Origin of the sequence: Variovorax raffinosi, assembly GCF_051216615.1 — a bacterium.
Taxonomy (GTDB): domain Bacteria; phylum Pseudomonadota; class Gammaproteobacteria; order Burkholderiales; family Burkholderiaceae_C; genus Variovorax.
The window spans coordinates 58,192-75,720 of record NZ_JBPJZR010000014.1; the positions used below are offsets into that span (position 1 = coordinate 58,192).

General features: G+C 69.4%; 7 protein-coding genes. 6 read left to right on the forward strand and 1 reads right to left on the reverse strand.

Annotated elements, in window-relative coordinates; genetic code table 11:
• Positions 1-10 precede the first annotated feature (10 nt).
• Positions 11-898 carry a class I SAM-dependent methyltransferase gene (locus ACSFB7_RS31215; protein ID WP_435476214.1) on the reverse strand — a complete coding sequence of 296 codons (888 nt, stop codon included), beginning with the start codon at positions 896-898 and terminating at the stop codon, positions 11-13.
• A gap of 555 nt (positions 899-1,453) precedes the next feature.
• Between ACSFB7_RS31215 and ACSFB7_RS31220 the strand changes: the two genes are divergently transcribed.
• From ACSFB7_RS31220 to ACSFB7_RS31245, 6 genes are read left to right on the forward strand one after another with little or no spacing between them, the layout of a single operon-like run.
• The gene (locus ACSFB7_RS31220) at positions 1,454-8,767 is read left to right on the forward strand and encodes a hybrid non-ribosomal peptide synthetase/type I polyketide synthase (protein WP_435476215.1); all 7,314 of its coding nucleotides are present in this window, start codon (positions 1,454-1,456) and stop codon (positions 8,765-8,767) included.
• Positions 8,764-13,806 carry an amino acid adenylation domain-containing protein gene (locus ACSFB7_RS31225; protein WP_435476216.1) on the forward strand — a complete coding sequence of 1,681 codons (5,043 nt, stop codon included), beginning with the start codon at positions 8,764-8,766 and terminating at the stop codon, positions 13,804-13,806. The genes ACSFB7_RS31220 and ACSFB7_RS31225 overlap by 4 nt, the downstream gene beginning before the upstream one ends.
• Positions 13,807-13,812: 6 nt before the next feature.
• Positions 13,813-14,526, forward strand: a complete 714-nt coding sequence (locus ACSFB7_RS31230) for a 4'-phosphopantetheinyl transferase family protein (RefSeq protein ID WP_435476217.1) — start codon at positions 13,813-13,815, stop codon at positions 14,524-14,526.
• On the forward strand, positions 14,523-15,341 hold the full coding sequence (locus tag ACSFB7_RS31235; RefSeq protein ID WP_435476218.1) for a serine aminopeptidase domain-containing protein: 819 nt from the start codon (positions 14,523-14,525) through the stop codon (positions 15,339-15,341). Before ACSFB7_RS31230 ends, ACSFB7_RS31235 begins: the two co-directional genes overlap by 4 nt.
• On the forward strand, positions 15,334-16,263 hold the full coding sequence (locus ACSFB7_RS31240) for an alpha/beta hydrolase family protein (protein ID WP_435476219.1): 930 nt from the start codon (positions 15,334-15,336) through the stop codon (positions 16,261-16,263). Before ACSFB7_RS31235 ends, ACSFB7_RS31240 begins: the two co-directional genes overlap by 8 nt.
• On the forward strand, positions 16,260-17,528 hold the full coding sequence (locus tag ACSFB7_RS31245; RefSeq protein WP_435476220.1) for a polysaccharide biosynthesis/export family protein: 1,269 nt from the start codon (positions 16,260-16,262) through the stop codon (positions 17,526-17,528). Before ACSFB7_RS31240 ends, ACSFB7_RS31245 begins: the two co-directional genes overlap by 4 nt.
• Position 17,529 lies beyond the last annotated feature (1 nt).

Sequence of the window (17,529 nt, forward strand, 5' to 3'; positions counted from 1 at the left end):
GGGGATCGGGTCATGCCGCGGCCATCGGCGCTTCATGCGCCACGCGCCGTGCGATGCACATGAGCGACAGCGCGCTCGCGGGCGCCGCCGGGTCGCGCCCCGACAGCACATTGCCCATGCGGTACTTCCATTGCGCGGGGCCGACGCTGCCGCTCAGCGCCTCCGCCCCGACCTGGTGGTTGTGCGGATGAACGCTGACCTCGAAGCCCAGCGGCTCCAGCGTCTTCCGAAAGAACTCGTGGGTGACGCCGTCGCCGGGCCGGTGATGCACTTCGGTCTTCAGCCCCCACGACTGCTGGCTGCCGGTCTTGTGAAAGCCGTGCCGGGTCGCGCGATAGACCCACAGCCGCGCGTCCCACATCAGCCGGGCCAGGCCCTTGTAGTCCCATGCGGTCAGTTGCGGGTCGTGGTCGGTGATGAGGATGCCGTCGGGCTTGACCAGCCGTGCGCCCTCGCGCAGCACCGCGCCCATGTCGTCGCAGTGATGCAGCGACGCATTGATGGCCACGATGTCCGCCACGCCCGAGCGGAATGGCGTGTGCGCCGCATCCGCCAGCACCGCCGTGTAGCCCAGGCTCGCGGCCAGCTCCAGCGAGCCGGCCGCCACGTCGACGCCGATCAGCAGCCTGGGCTTGCCGCCCAGCGTGGCAAAGACATTGCCGGGCCCGCAGCCTAGGTCGATGACGACCTTGTCGGTCCAGTCGCCGCCGGCGGCAAGCCAGCGGCTCCTGAAATGGGCGTCCCGGTGGCAGAAGTCCAGGTATTCCTGCGCCCACTCCGCGTTGCCGAAATAGATGGCGTTGGCGGTCAGTGCATCTGAATTGTTCGGAAGAACCGACTCGAAGTAGTGATTGCAACGCTCAAGAACTACATCGGGTAATAGGATGTCGCTAAGCATTTTTGACTTTCAAGGGAGTTGATCCTGCATGAAGGCAGATACTCCGCGAAGTCTTAATTATTTCTGAGATTTGTACAGATATTTTTTATATCGTTACAGACTTGATTAATTGATAACTGCCTATTCCGTTGCAGGTGCTTCATTTCTTGGGCCCTGGGCTGTGCGTTTTTCGCATGACTCCCTGCGAAACGGCGACGGTGAATCAAGTTATGCCGGCAGAACGATTGCCGCAACCCTTGCGGGCACATCTTCCTCTGTTCTCACCCTGAGTACCCCGCTTCCGCAGCCCCTTCCGGCGCCGGAAGGCGGCCGGCGAGGCGGCTTTTTTCCTGCAAATAGCGCATCAGTTACCTCGTCCGTGACAGTTCGGGTAGTACGTTTTAGAAATAACCTTATCCAACTGTAACTTAGGCCTAAGGACCTCACATTCGTCGTAGCAAACCTCCTAGTATTCAGTCAGGAAAAGCGAATAGATCCACCTAGTTACGTCAATTGAATGGGCGGTATTTCCGTGCATCCAATTAATTCCAATGTATTTCTTCTTCGGGTGTTTACATGGAAATTCAAACTGTTTCGCCAACACGCGGAAGCGCCCCGGATTTGCTCCTGGGCGACCTCTTCGTGCAGCGATCCAACCCCGAAGAAGCAAAGGGCCGGCATGCCGCCTCGTTCACGCCCGAGGCGCAATTCGCACAACACCATGCGCAGGATCTCGTCGCCCGAGGCCATTTGCCCGACACCCTCTTTGCCGGCGCATGGTTGCTGCTGCAATCGCGCTGGCTCGGCACCCTTTGGCCTGAACTGCGTGAAGCGCGGCATGGGACAACCACCGTCGCCTTCGATGCCACGAAAACGGCCAGCACCTGGCTGGCCGAACTGGACGCCGGCCGCCGCGCCGCATGCGATGGGCCGAAGGCCGAAGCGCCACCCACCTCGCTCTGGCTGCGCGATGACGTGGGCCTTGCCGAATCGGATGCCGATGCGCCCGTCAGGCTCTGGCTGAGCGGCACCGCGCCCGACGCACCGCTGCGCCTTCATATGGATGCGGCCGCCAACCTGATGGATGCCGGCGCGCTCGAACAACTGCTCGCGGCCGTCGCCGGCACGGCCTCGGATCTGCTGGCCCGGCCCGACGCCGCGTTGAACGACATCCGCACACTGCCGGCCGGTGACCTCGACGCGCAACTCGCCGCGTGGAACACGGCGCCCGCGCCCGTGGACCGCGCGCTCACTGTCACCGGCCTGTTCAGCCGGCAGGCCGCCGCCTTCCCCGACGCCGTTGCGCTTGCCGAGGGCGACGCGCAAATGACCTACGGCGAACTCGACCGCCAATCCACCCAGCTCGCGCATTCGCTGCAGGCCGCGGGCGTGCACGCAGGCGACAGCGTCGGCCTGCTGCTCGACCGCTCGATGGCCGCTGTGGTCGCGCTGCTCGGCATCCTCAAGGCCGGTGCGGCCTATGTGCCGGTGCCGACCGATTTTCCACCCGAGCGGATCGCCTACATGCTCGATGAAGCGGCTGCGCGGCAGGTGATCACGACGCAGCCGCACCGCCACCTCGTGCCCGCGACGCAAGCCGTTCTGCTGTTCGACGACTGCATTGCCAACACAGATCGCAGTGCTTGGAATGAACCGGCCGTCGACAGCGAATCAGTGGCCTACGTGATGTACACCTCGGGCTCCACCGGCACGCCCAAGGGCATCGAGATCTGCCATCGCGCGATCCTTCGCCTCGTCGTCGGTGTCGATTACGTCGAGCTTGCCCCCGGCCTCGCGATGCTGCATGCGGCGCCGCTCGCCTTCGATGCCGCCACGCTCGAAATATGGGGCCCGCTGCTCAACGGCGGCCGCTGCGTGATCCACGGCGAACGTGTGCCCACCGGCGCGGGCCTTGCGCACACCATCGCGCGGCACGACGTGCACACGGCCTGGCTGACGGCCGCGCTATTCAACGCCGTGGTCGACGACGACCCGGCCCATCTGGCGGGCCTGCGGCACCTGATCACCGGCGGAGAAGCCCTGTCGGTGCCGCACGTGCAACGCGCACTGGCCGCGCTCCCCGGCCTGGCGCTGAGCAACGGCTACGGCCCGACCGAATGCACCACCTTCGCGGCCACGCACCGCATTCCTGTTGCGGTGCCGGCCCGCCTGCGCTCGGTGCCGCTCGGTCGCCCGATCAAGGACACCGTGCTGCGCGTGCTGAGCCCATCGATGGCCCTGCTGCCATCCGGCTTCGTAGGTGAGCTGTGCATCGGCGGGCATGGGCTGGCCCGTGGCTATCTGCGGCAACCCGCGCTCACCGCACAACGCTTCGTGCCCGATCCCTTCGGCGGCCCCGACGACCGGCTCTACCGCACCGGCGACCTTGCGCGCTGGCTGCCCGACGGCACCATCGAGTTCATCGGCCGGCGCGATGGGCAAGTCAAGATCCACGGCCACCGCATCGAGACCGGCGAGGTCGAAGCGGCCATCCTCGCCCACCCCGAAGTGCAGTCCTGCGCCGTCGTCGCGCGGCCCGATGCCGATGGGCAACTGCGCCTGGTGGCCTACCTCGTCGCCCGCTCGCACAGGCTGCCGTGGGACGCGCTGCGCGCCCACCTCGCAACCCGCCTGCCCGCCGCGCTGATTCCCTCCGCGCAGGTGTGGCTCGCGCAACTTCCCGTCACGCCCAACGGCAAGCTCGACCGCAACGCCCTGCCCGAGCCCGCCGGCGAGCGGCCCGACCTCGCCCAGCCCTTCGAGGAAGCGCACGACGCCGCCGAACAGCAGGTGTGCGAAGCCTTCGCCCGCGCGCTACGCATCCGGACGGTCGGGCGCAATGACAACTTCTTCGACCTCGGCGGCGATTCGCTGCTGGTGCTGCAGGTGCTGGCCGATCTGCAGCGCGACACCGCACAGCCCCTGTCGACCAACCTGTTCTTTCGCCATCCGACGCCCAAGGCGATGGCGGCCCGGCTGCATCCGGCCAGCGAAGAAGCACCGGTTGCCGCCGCAACCGAAAGCGCACCGCGCCCGGCCGGCGACACCCTCGACGCCGTCGCATTGATCGGCACAGCCGGCCGCTTCCCCGGCGCCGCCGACGTCGAGCAGTTCTGGGCCAACCTCGTCGCCGGCCGCGACACCATCAGCTTCTTCGACGACGCCACGCTCGACGCCGGCGTCAGCCAGGCGCTGCGCGCGGACCCGGCCTATGTGCGCGCACGCGGCGTGATCGACGGCATCGAGGACTTCGACGCGGCCTTCTTCGGCATCGGCCCCAAAGAAGCGGCGCTGATGGACCCGCAGCAGCGCATCTTTCTGGAAATCTGCTGGGAATGCATGGAGCGCGCGGGCTACGTGCCCGACGCCGCACCCGGTCCGGTGGGCGTGTATGCCGGCATGTACAACGCCAGCTACCTCCAGCGCCATGTCGCCACGCGGCCCGACCTGGTGGAAGCCGTCGGCGAGTTCCAGGTGATGCTGGCCAACGAGAAGGACTACATCACCACCCGCGTGGCCAACCGGCTCAACCTCACCGGGCCGGCCGTCAGCGTGCACACCGCCTGCTCCACTTCGCTGGTGGCCGTGGCGCAGGCCTTCCATGCGCTGCGCAGCGGGCAGTGCCACATGGCGCTCGCGGGTGGCGCCTCGGTCACCTGCCCGCCGCGCAGCGGCTATCTCTACAACGAAGGCTCGATGCTGTCGCCCGACGGGCACACGCGCAGCTTCGACGCGAAGGCCCAGGGCACCGTCTTCAGCGACGGCGCGGCGGTCGTGCTGCTCAAGCGGCTGGCGGATGCACAGGCCGATGGCGACACCATCTACGCGGTGCTGCGCAGCGCCTGCGTCAACAACGACGGCGGTGCCAAGGCCAGCTTCACCGCGCCCAGCGTCGACGGGCAGGCGGCGGTGATCCGTGCCGCGCTGGCGGCGGCGAACGTCGACGCACGCAGCATCTCGTATGTGGAAGCGCACGGCACGGCCACGCCGATGGGCGACCCGATCGAGGTCGAGGCGCTGGCCGTGGCCTACGCCGAGCACACCGATGCGCTGGACTTCTGCACGCTCGGCTCGCTCAAGAGCAACGTGGGCCACATGGTCACGGCCGCGGGCGCGGCCGGGCTCATCAAGACCGCGCTGTCGCTGCACCACGGGCTGATTCCACCGACCGTGCATTTCAATACGCCGAATCCGGTGATCGACTTCGCGCGCACGCCGTTTCGGGTGCGCAATGACCTGCAGCCCTGGCCGCGCACCGACGTGCCCCGCCGCGCGGGCGTCAGCTCCTTCGGTGTGGGCGGCACCAATGCGCATGTGGTGGTCGAAGAGGCACCGCCGCGGCCGGCGCCGGTGGTCGTGGCCGGCCATCAGGTGCTGCCGCTGTCCGCCCGCTCCGAAGCCGCGCTGGCCGTAGCGACCGAACGGCTTGCGGCGCACCTCGAAGCGAACCCGCAACTGTCGCTGGCCGATGCCGCCTACACGCTGGGCGTCGGCCGCAAGGCCCATGCCTTCCGCCGCGCCGTGGTGGCCGGCGATGCAGCCGAAGCCATCGCGGCACTGCGCAACGAAGCCTCGCCTTGGCGTGCCAGCGGCAGCATCGCTTCACGCGCCCCGCAGCCCGTACTGATGTTTCCCGGCCAGGGTGCGCAGTACGCGGGCATGGGCAAGAACCTGCATGCGAACGACCCGGTGTTCGCGGCAGCCTTCGACGATTGCCTGCGCGCCTTCGACGGTGCCATGGACTTCGACCTGCGCGCGCAGATGTTCAGCGCCGATGCGCAATCGCTGGCGCCCACGGCCATCACACAACCCGCCATCTTCACGCTCGAATACGCGCTGGCGCGGCGGCTCCTTGCGCTCGGTGTGCGACCGCAGGCGCTGATCGGCCACAGCGTCGGCGAGTTCGTCGCGGCCGTGCTGGCGGGCGTGATGCGGCTCGAAGACGCGGCCCGGCTCGTGGCCCGCCGTGGCGCGCTGATGCAGGCGCAGCCGGCCGGCGCGATGCTGTCGGTACGGCTTGGTGCAGCCGACCTGGTGTCGCGGCTCGGCCCGTCGCTGTCGCTCGCGGCGGAAAACGGCCCCACCGCCTGCGTTGCCGCCGGCCCCTTCGACGCCATCGCGGCCCTGCAGGCAAGGCTGGACGCGGAAGGCATTGCCAACCGCCCGCTGCAGACCTCGCACGCCTTTCACTCGTCGATGATGGACGCGGCCGTCGCGCCCTTCGAGGCGCTGGTGAGCCAGGTCGAGCTGCACGCGCCGCTCATCCCGATCTTCTCGACGCTCACCGGCCGCCTGCTCGAAGCAGAAGAAGCCACCAGCGCCGCCTACTGGGCCCGCCACCTGCGCGACACCGTGCAGTTTTCGCCGGCGGTGCGCAGCGCGATGGCGCACATGGCCCATCCCGTCTTCGTGGAGGCCGGCCCGCGCAACACGCTCTCGACGCTGGTGCGCCAGCACGGCGCCCACGCGGCCATTCCTCTGCTGCATGGCGAGCCGGCCGACGAGGCCCGCACGCTGCGGCTGGCCTTCGCACGGCTCTGGACCTGCGGCGCCGAGATCGAGCTGTCGCGCCTTGCCGCGCATGCCGGCGCACAGCGCGTGTGCCTGCCCACCTATCCCTTCGAGCGCAAGCGTTTCTGGGTCGACATCGCCACCAGCCCGGCCGCCTTGCCGACCTTGCCGACATCGCCCGCCCTTTCCGTCCCATCAACCCCCTTGGAGCCGATCGTGACAGCTGCAGCGCCCTCGCCTCTTCCACCGCCTTCGCCGTCTTCGCCACCCACGTCGAACACCTCCATGGATGCGCGGCTGCGCAGCCTGTTCGAGGACATCTCCGGCATCGACATGGCCCAGGCCGAGGGACATGCGCTCTTCGCCGAACTCGGTCTGGACTCGCTCACGCTGACGCAGGCGGCCACGCAGATCAAGAAGCGCTTCAAGGTGAACCTGAGCTTCAGGCAGTTGATGGAGAACTACCGCAGCTTCGATGCGCTGGCGGCCTTCCTTCGCGAGAGCCTGCCGCCGGAAGCGGCGGCCGAGGTCGTTGCACCCGTGGCAGCGGTGCCGGTGGAAGCCACGATGCCAAGCCAGCCGCTTCAATCCGTCGCCTACCCCGTGCAGCAATTGCAGCCACTGCAAGCCGGCAATCCGACCAGCACCCAGTTGCCCCAATTGATTGCGCAGCAAATGGAATTGATGCGCCAGCATCTCGCGCTGCTGTCGGGCACGGCGACGGCTGTTCCCTTCACGCCCTCGCTGGCCGTGCCAATGCCCATCGCCATGGCCACGCCCGCTGCATCGCCAGTCGCCGAGCCAGAGGCAGCGAAGGAGCCGCAACGCTACGACGTCACCAAGGCCTTCGGCGCCATCGCCCGCATCCACACCCAGCGCACCACTGAGCCCAGCGGCCGCCAGAAGGCCCGGCTGGCGGCCTTCCTGCGGCGCTATGTGGAGCGCACCCGCAAGAGCAAGGAATTCACCGAAGCGAACCGCGCCCACATGGCCGACCCGCGCGTGGTCAACGGCTTTCGCCCGGTGACGAAGGAGATCACCTACCAGATCGTCATCGAGCGCTCGAAGGGCTCCAGGCTCTGGGACCTCGACGGCAACGAATACGTCGATGCGCTCAACGGCTTCGGCATGAACATGTTCGGCTGGCAGCCCGACTTCGTGCAGGAGGCGGTACGCCGCCAGCTCGATGCCGGCTACGAAATCGGGCCGCAGCACCCGCTGGCGGCCGACGTCACCCGGCTGATCTGCGAACTCACCGGCAGCGACCGTGCGGGTCTGTGCAACACCGGCTCCGAAGCCGTGATGGCCGCGCTGCGCATCGCCCGCACCGTCACCGGTCGCAGCACGGTGGTCGTGTTCACCGGCTCCTACCACGGCACCTTCGACGAAGTGCTGGTGCGCGCCGGCAAGGGCGGCAAGGGCATCTCGGCCGCGCCCGGCGTGATGGGCGGCATGTTCGGCGACATCCGCGTGCTGGACTACGGCACGCCCGAGGCGCTGGCCTTCATCCGCGAGAACGCCGACGACCTGGCGGCCGTGCTGGCCGAGCCGGTGCAAAGCCGCCGCCCCGACTTCCAGCCGCGCGAGTTCTTGCAGGAAGTGCGCGCCATCACCGAGCAGAACGGCGTGTGCCTGATCTTCGACGAGGTCATCACCGGCTTTCGCGTGGCGCTGGGCGGTGCGCAGGAACTCTTCGGCGTGCGCGCCGACCTCGCCACCTACGGCAAGGTGATCGGCGGCGGCTTTCCGGTCGGCGTGATCGCCGGCAAGCGCGCCTACATGGACGCGCTCGATGGCGGCGGCTGGCAGTACGGCGACGACTCGATTCCCGGTGTGGGCGTCACCTATTTCGCCGGCACCTTCGTGCGGCATCCGCTCGCGCTGGCCGCGGCCAGAGCCTCGCTCACGCACCTGAAAGAAGCCGGCCCCACGCTGCAGGCCGGCCTGACCGCCAGCACCGCCGCCATGGCCGATGAACTCACGGCCTGGTGCGTCGGGGTCGGCGCGCCCATCGCGATCCGCCACATCGCCTCGCTGTGGCGCGTGAGCTGGCTTGAAGACCATCCGCTGCAGGACCTGCTGTTCGCCATGATGCGCAGCCGCGGCGTGCACATCCTGGACAACTTCCCCTGCTTCCTGACGAGCGCGCACAGCCAGGAAGACATCGCCACGATCCAGCGCGCCTTCAAGGAGTCGGTGGCCGAGATGCAGGAGTCCGGCTTCCTGCCGCGCCGCGCGGCGGCCGTGACCGGCTTCGACGTGCGCAAGCCTTCGCAGGAAGGCTCGGTGCTGGCGCGCGACGTCGACGGCCAGCCCTTCTGGTACGTGCCGGACACCCAGGCATCCAACCACCTCGTGAATGGAAAGGCCGCCGCATGAACGCCGTTCTTCGCCCCGCCGCCGACACCGGAGCGGGCCCCGCCAACGGCGGGTTCATCGAATGCGTGATCCCGACCACCGAATCGCAACGCGAGGTCTGGCTCGGCGCCATGCTCAGCGCCGAGGCTTCGCTGGCCTACAACGAATCGGTGCTGCTGCGCCTGCACGGCCCGCTGGACGGGCGCGCGATGGCACGGGCCGTGGCCCGGCTGGTCGAGCGGCACCAGTCGCTGCGCGCCACCATCGCACCCGACGGCAGTTGCATGCTGGTCGGCCAGCCCGAGGCCGAGCCGCTGGTGCTGAAGGATTTGGGCGTGCTGGCCCCGCAGGCCCGCACGCAGGTGCTCGAAGCTGCGCGCAGCGCGGCGGTGAGCACGCCGTTCTCGCTGGAGCGCGGCCCGCTGTTCCGGGCGGTGCTGTTCCGGCTCGACGACAACGCGCACGAACTCGTCATGTCGGCCCACCACGTCGTCTGCGACGGATGGTCCTGGGCGGTCATCACCGAGCAGCTCGGCCATCTGTACGCCGAACAGACCGGCAACGGGCTGCGGCTCAAGGCGGCGCCTTCCTTCGCGGACTTTGCCGCCGAAGAAGCCGCCGAGGCCGCGCAGCCCGACATGCAACTGCATGTGGACTACTGGCTCGCACGTTTTTCCGGCGGCTCGCTGCCCGTGCTCGACCTGCCGCTGGACCACCCGCGCCCTGCCGTGCGCACCTTCGCTTCGCGCCGCACCGAGCGCCTGCTCGATCGGCGCCTGGTGAGCAGCTTGCGCTCGATGAGTGCCCGCACCGGCGCCAGCCTGTTCGTGGGCCTGTTCAGCGGCTTCGTGGCCACGCTGCACCGCCTGACCGGGCATGACGACATCGTGGTCGGCATTCCCGCGTCAGGCCAGTTGGCGCGCGACATGCCCGGGCTGGTCGGCCACTGCGTCAACCTGCTGCCGCTGCGCGTCACCGCGCATTCGCAACTGCGCTTCGATGCGCTGATGGGCGAATGCAGCACCGCCGTGCTCGATGCCTTCGAGCACCAGTCGCTGACCTACGGTGCGCTGCTGGGCAAGCTCTCGCTGCAGCGCGACGCGAGCCGGCAGCCGCTGGTGAGCGTGATGTTCAACGTCGACCCCGACGTGGCGGTCGGCGCGCAGAACTTCGTCGGCCTTCAAGTCACGCAGGACACCGTGGCCCGCCAGTACGAGAACTTCGAGCTGTTCCTGAACCTGCGGCCCTTCGACGGCGGCCTCGTGGTCGAGGCGCAATACAACACCGACCTGTTCGACGAGACCAGCGTGCAGCGCTGGCTCGACATGTTCGAGTGCGTGCTGCGCTCGGCCGCGCGCAGCCCCGCCGAAGCGATCGGCCGGCTCGAAGTGCTGTCGGCCGAGGCCACCGATGCGCTGCTCGCCCTGCAGCCGCGCCCCACCGACCTGGTGGGCGAACCCTTCGCCCACGCCGGCTTCGTGGCGCGCGCGCTGCGCCAGCCCCGGCATCCGGCGATCCGCGACGGCGCGCGAAGCCACAGCTACGGCGAACTCGATGCGCAGTCCAACCGGCTGGCCCATGCGCTGCGCGAACGCGGCATCGGCCGGGGCCAGCGCGTGGGCCTGTGCCTGGAGCGCGGCATCGACATGGTCGTGGCGCTGCTGGCCGTGCTGAAGTCGGGCGCCGCCTATGTGCCGCTCGACCCGGCTTTTCCGCAGGCGCGGCTCGACCAGTACGCGGAAGACGCGCGCCTGGGCCTGCTGCTGACTTCGTCGGACATCGTGGCCGCCCCGCGCAACTGGCGTGCCGATGCCGCAGCCCGCCTGTTCGAGATCGACCGCGACATCGCATGGCACCAGGCCAGCCCCGACGCGCTGCAGCCTTCCAGCGACGACGCGGAACCCGAAGACGCGGCCTACGTCATCTACACCTCCGGCTCCACCGGCCGGCCCAAGGGCGTGTGCGTGCCGCACCGCGCCGTGGCCAACCTGATCCAGTCGATGCAACGGGAGCCCGGCATCGGCGCGGGCGACCGGCTCGCGGCCGTGACCACGCTGTCCTTCGACATCGCGGTGGCCGAACTGCTGCTGCCGCTGGCCGCCGGCGCCGAGGTCGTGATGGTGCAGCGCGACACCGCGATGGACGGCAACCGCCTGCGCGCCCTGCTCGAAGAAGAGCAGGTCACCATCCTGCAGGCCACGCCGGGCATGTGGCAGTTGCTGCTCGATGCCCAATGGCCCGGCGCCCCGGGTTTCAGGGCCTGGATCGGCGGCGAGCCTGTGCGTTCGCGCCTTGCGCTCGAACTGCTCGACCGCTGCGAGCAACTGTGGAATGTGTACGGCCCGACCGAGACCACCGTGTGGTCCACCGCCTGGAACATGCAGCGCGAGGTGGTCGCCTCGCGTGGCGTGTCGATCGGCCGGCCCATCGACAACACCGAAATCTGGGTGCTCGACAGCGAGCTGCAGCCCTGCCCCATCGGCGTGCCGGGCGAAATCTGCATCGGCGGCGACGGCGTCACGCTGGGCTACCTCGACCGCCCCGAACTCACGGCCGAGCGCTTCGTCACGGCCCGCGTGCTCGGTGCCGCACGGGCGATGTACCGCACCGGCGACCGTGGCCGCTGGCGCAACGACGGGCTGCTCGAACACCTGGGCCGGCTCGACTTCCAGGTCAAGGTGCGCGGCTACCGCATCGAGCCCGGCGAGATCGAGGCCCGCTGCAACGAGGTCGCGGGCGTGTCGCGCAGCGTGGTGGTGGCGCGCGAAGACCATCCCGGCGACGTGCGGCTGGTGGCCTACCTTGCGCTGGTGCCCGGTGTCGATTTCGACCTGGATGCGCTCATGCTGCATCTGCGTGAACGCCTGCCCGCCTTCATGCTGCCGCAGCACGTGGTGACGCTCAAGGCGCTGCCCACGCTGCCCAACGGCAAGCTCGACCGCGTCTCGCTGCCCGCGCCGCAGGCCCTGCCGCGCGACGAAGTGCAGCGCGGCGCGGGCCCGCGCAACGACAGCGAGCGCAAGGTGCTCGCGGCCATGGAACAGGTGCTGAGCCTGCCCGGCCTGGACATGCAGGACGACTTCTTCACCATGGGCGGCCATTCGCTGCTGGCCGCGCGGCTGGCCACGCTGCTCAGCCGCGAGTTTCAGGTGACGCTGCCGCTGCGCACCCTGTTCGAGGCGCCCACCGCCGAACGGCTGGCCGCCGCCATCGAAGGCCTGCAGGGCGCGGGCGTCGGCGTGCAGGCGCCGCTGGCCTGCACGCCCGAGCGCGCATCGGCACCGATGACGCCATCGCAAGAGCGCATCCGCTTCATGGAAGAGCTGCACCCCGGCCGCTCGGTCTACAACGCGCCCTCGGCGCAGCGGCTGCTCGGGGACCTGGATGCGCGGCGCTTCGAGGCGGCGGTGCAGGAGATCATTCGCCGCCAGCCCGCGCTGCGCACGCACATGGGTGTCGATGCGCGGACCGCTCAGCTTGTCCAGTCGATCACGCAGTCTGTGGAATTTGCATTGCCGGTGATCGACCTGCGCGGCATGCCGGCGGACCAGCGCGAAGCCGAGCTGGCCGAGCGCATGCAGGAGCTGGCCGACCGGCCCATCGACATCCATCGCGCGCCGATGGCGCATGCGGCCCTGTTCCAGCTCGACGATAGAGAACACGCCTTCGTCTTCGTGCCGCATCACCTGATCTGGGACGGCTGGTCTTTCGACCTGCTGCAGCGCGAGCTGTCGGCAATCTATGACGCGGCGGAGCGCGGCCGTCCGCATGCGCTGCCCGCGCTCACCACCACGCATGGCGACTACGCCGAGTGGCTGGCGCAGTGGATGGAAGAGCCCATCTTCCAGGAACAGCTCGACTTCTGGCGCCGCCGCTTCGCGCAGGCACCGCTGCCCCGCCTGCCCAGCACCGACATGCCGCGCCGCGCGGGCAAGAGCGGCCAGGGCGGCACGCAGTGGATCAGCATCGACCTGGCGAGCACGCAGCATCTGCGCGAAGTGGCACGCAGCATGGACGTGACGCTGAGCATGCTGACCTTCGGCATCTACGCGCTGACGATGGCGCGCGTCATCGGCACCGACGCCATCGTCATCGCCAACCCGGTGCGCGGCCGCCAGCAGCCCGAGACCGAGGACGTGATGGGCGTCTTCAACAACGTGCTGCCGGTGTCGCTGCGCATCGACCTGCGCCAGACGCTGCCCGAGTTCATGGCCTACGTGAAGCAGGAGCTGCTCACGCTCATGAACTACCAGCAGGTGCCCTTCGAGCGCCTGACGGCGGAGACCGGCCTCGGCGCGCAGATGCGCACCTCCGGGCCGTACCAGTCGATGTTCTCGTTCCAGGACGCGCGCGACCGCTCGCGCCGCATCGGCAGCCTGCAGACCCGGCAGATGCACCTGATGCAGCGCGGCGCCACCGACGACATCGGCGTGTGGCTGATGGACAAGTCGCACGGGCTCGAAGGCGCGCTGATCTACAACGCCGACGTGTACCTGCGCGAGACCGGGGCGCAACTGCGCGAGCGTTACCTCGAACTGCTGCGCCGGGTGGCCGACCGGCCCGAGGCCACGCTCGACTACATCGCCAGCGCCGAAGGCTCCACCAGCGCGGCCTACCTGCAAAAGCTCGCGGCCGTCGACACGGCGCACGCCGCCGCCGCAGCGCCGGGCGCGAAGAAGCCGCAGCACGCCCTGCTGAACCCGGCGCATGCGCAGCTCGCGCAGGTGTGGGCCGGCGTGATCGGCATCGACGTCAACGACATCCGCGCGAACGACAACTTCTTCGACCTCGGCGGCGATTCGCTGCTGGTGCTGCGCGCCGTGCAGCAGACCGAGCTGCTGCTGGGGTACCGCGTGGAGCCGCGCCGCTACCTGTTCGAGAACCTGGGCCAGATCGGCGCCACGCCGCGCAGCACGGGGCCGGACAGCCTGCCGGCGGAACTGCAAGGCCTGCCGCTCGATGGCGCGACGGCCGCGGCGCGTGGAAACCACGGCAACAACGGCAACCATGGCAGCGGCCTGCTGGGCCGCGCCTTCGGCGGCTGGCTGCGCAAGGGGTGATCGGCCATGGGACACCTCGCATCCGCCCTTTCCATCGACGCACCGGTCCGCCGGTATGTCGACCTGGACAACTTCACCGACCTGCTGCCGGCGCAGATCCTGTCGGACGAGGAGCGGGCGCGTGCCGCCGCCTTTCGCTTTGCCGCCGACCGGCAGCGCTTCGTGGCCTCGCACATCGCGCTGCGCCAGGCGCTGGCCGAGCATGCGGGGCTGCGGGCCGAGGCGCTGCATCTCGCCACCGGCGCCTTCGGCAAGCCCTCGCTGTCGGGCTGCCCGCGCACCCGCTTCTCGCTGAGCCACAGCCGCTCGCTGGCGCTCATCGCCATCGGTGGGCGCGGGCCGCTGGGCGCGGACGTCGAGCAGTTGCGCGCGGTGCCCGATGCGCCGGCGCTCGCCGCGCGGTACTTCACGCGACGCGAGAACGAAGCGCTGGCGGCCCTGCCCGCATACGAACGCGACCAGGCCTTCCTGACCTGCTGGACCCGCAAGGAGGCCTGCCTGAAAGCCATCGGCGTGGGCCTGCTGGTGCCGCCGGACAGTTTTGAAGTGGGCATCGTGCCCGACTGCCGCAGCATCGAGCTGCCGATGGCCGGCCGCATCCTGTGGCTGGTGCTGGGGCCGGCACCTTCGCGCATGGACAGCGTGGGCTCGCTCGCGGAGTGGCGCGAGACGAACATCCGCGTCGGCACACCGCGTGCCCTGACGGAGGCCTGCGCATGAACCCGCTCGCGCTCATGTTCGGGCCGGCGTCGCGCCAGGTCTTCGGGCTGTTCCATCCGGCCGAAGCGGCCCAGCGCGGCGACACCGCCGTGCTGGTCTGCCCGCCCTTCGGTCCGGAAGGCCTGCGCACCCATCGCTTCTTCAAGGTGCTGGCCGAGCGCATGGCGCGCGGCGGCATCGCCACGCTGCGCTTCGATTTCTACGGCTCGGGCGATTCGCCCGGCGACGAAAGCCAGGGCGAGTTCGACGGCTGGCGCCGCGACCTGTGCTCGGCGCATGAAGAGCTGCGCCGGCGCGCGCCCCATGCACGCATCGTGTGGATCGGTGCGCGCCTGGGCGCCACGCTCGCGGTGCTGGCCGCGCGCAACGGGCGCTGCGACCCGGTGCGCTTGGTGCTGTGGGAGCCGGTGATCGACGGCCGCCGCTATGCCCGCTTTCTGCGCGAGCAGCACGTGGCCGCCGTCGATGCCTCGTTCTGCATCCCCGACACCGCCTGGCGCCGCAGCCTCGAAAGCGAACCCGCCGCATTGCCCGAAGAGGCGCTGGGCGCATCGCTCTCGCCCGCGTTGCGCGCACAGCTCGCGGCCCTCACGCCCGATGCGCTGCCGCTCACCGCCCTGCACGACACGCTGGTGCTGGCACCGCCCGAAGACGAGCACACGGCGCAATGGGCGGCCGGCCAGCAGTCGCGCCACATGCCGGTGCGGCTCGCTTACTTCAAGCACAGGCTGGACTGGACGTCCGACCCGTATCCCAACAGCGCCATGGTTCCGGCCGATGCGCTCAACCGTCTGCAGGGGGCCCTCCATGAATGACATGACGCAAAGCCCGGTCCGCTTCGGACGCGGCGACTCGCTGGTGGGCATGGTCACCACCCCCGCACGGCACGCGCCGGCGCCGGTCGCCTGCCTGATGCTCAACATGGGCGCCAACCACCGCGTGGGCCCGCGCCGCATCAACGTCAAGCTGGCGCATGCCCTGGCCGCGCGCGGCGTGATCAGCCTGCGGCTGGACCTGGGCGGCGTCGGCGACAGCGATGCACTGGACACCGCATGCGATCTGCACACCCGCGCCATGCACGACCTGCAGGCCGGCATGGATCTGATGGAGGCCACGCTGGGCATCCGGCAGTTCGTGATCGTCGGCATGTGCTCGGGTGCGGAGCACGCCATGTCGACGGCTGCGGCGGATGCACGCGTCGTCGGCATTTCGATGTTCGACGGCTTCGCCTTTCCGCAGCGGCGCACGCGCTGGGAGCGCACCGTGCGCCGCGCGCTGGCGGCACCGGTGCATCCGTCGTTCGCGGGCAAGGCCGTGCGCTGGCTCAAGCGCCACCTGCTGCAGCGCACGCAGGCCGCCAGGCCGCTGCCGGGCTTCTTCACCGAATCCATCTCGTCCGAGGTCACCGCCGCATGGTTCGCCACCACCATGGCGCAACTGGCGGAGCGCAAGGTGGCGATGCAGATGCTGTATTCGGGCTCGCTGCATGTCTGCGACCGCGACCGCGACCAGCTCGGCCCGTTCCGCAACGAGGCCTTTGCGCAGTCGCTGCACTACGAATTCATGCGGGAGGTGGACCACACCGTCTGCACGGCGAAGGGACAGCAGTTGTTCCTCCAGTCCGTCGGCGACTGGGTCGCCGACCGCTGTTTCGGCACCAGCACGGAGCGGCGAAGCCAGAGCCGCCCGCTCGCCGGTGCCGGGCGCGCCATGCCCACCACCTGGGCCGCGCCATGACCCCCCGCCAGTACCGGTTTCCGGCCGTCAAGGAGATTTCCATGCCACGCATCGATCCAGCAGCGAAGCCCTCACGCGGCACGCGCACGCTCTCCACCCTTGCCCTGGCCGAGCACCGCTTCCGGTGGCTGGCCCTGGCCATGCTGCTGTCGCTCGGCCTGTGCGGCTGCGCGCCGGGCTTCGGCACGCCGGGGCCGCTGAACTTCAACAACGGCGCATCGGGCAATACGGACGCAACGCCATCCACCGGTGGTGGCGGCGGTGGTGGTGCAGGAAAGGTCACGCCCATCACGCCCGACCTGATCCGCGCGCAGATCGCGCAGCGGCCCAAGGCCTTGCCCGAAGACGTGCAGCGCCTGTTTGCCGCGCCGCCGGTCTACACCATCGGGCCGGGCGACGTGGTCGGCATCATCGTGTACGACCACCCGGAGCTGCTGCCGAATGCCGGCGCGGTCATCGCGCAGCAGACCGACCCGACCGGCGTGAGCGTGGCACCGGGCTTCATCGTCGGCGCGAACGGCGAGATCAGCTTTCCGTACATCGGCCGCACCAGGCTGCAGGGGCTGACCGAAAGCGGCGCGTCGGAGCTGATCGCGCGGCGCATCAAGGCCTTCATCAAGGAGCCGCAGGTCACGGTGCGCATCCAGTCGTTCCGCAGCCAGCGTGCCTATGTGCAGGGCGAGGTGCGCACGCCGGGGCTGCAGATCTTCACCGACATCCCGATGACGCTGTCGGAGGCCATCAGCCGCGCCGGCAGCTTCACCCAGATCGGCGACCGCTCCCGCGTGACGCTGACGCGCGGCAACCGCACGACGGTGATCGACCTGCCGCTGCTGCAGAGCTTCGGCGCCGACGGCAACCGCATTCCGCTGCAGAACGGCGACATCGTGAACGTCGGCACCCGCGAGGACAGCCGGGTCTACGTGATGGGCGAAGTGCGCGTGCCGTCCGCGCTGCAGATGCGCAACGGCCGGCTCAGCCTGAACGAGGCGCTGGGCGACGCGGGCGGGCCCGACCTGTTGTCGTCGGACCCCGGCCAGATCTACGTGGTGCGCAACGCGCCCGACGACCTGGACACGCAGCAGATCTTCAACCTGAACGCGAAGAACCCGGTGGCGCTGGCGCTGGCCGACCGCTTCGAGCTGCAGCCGCGCGACGTGGTCTATGTGGACCACGTGCCGCTGGTGACCTGGAACCGCGTCATCAGCCTGATTCTTCCGGCGGCCCAGGTCGTCAACCTCAGTCGCGACACCGCCCGGCGGTGAG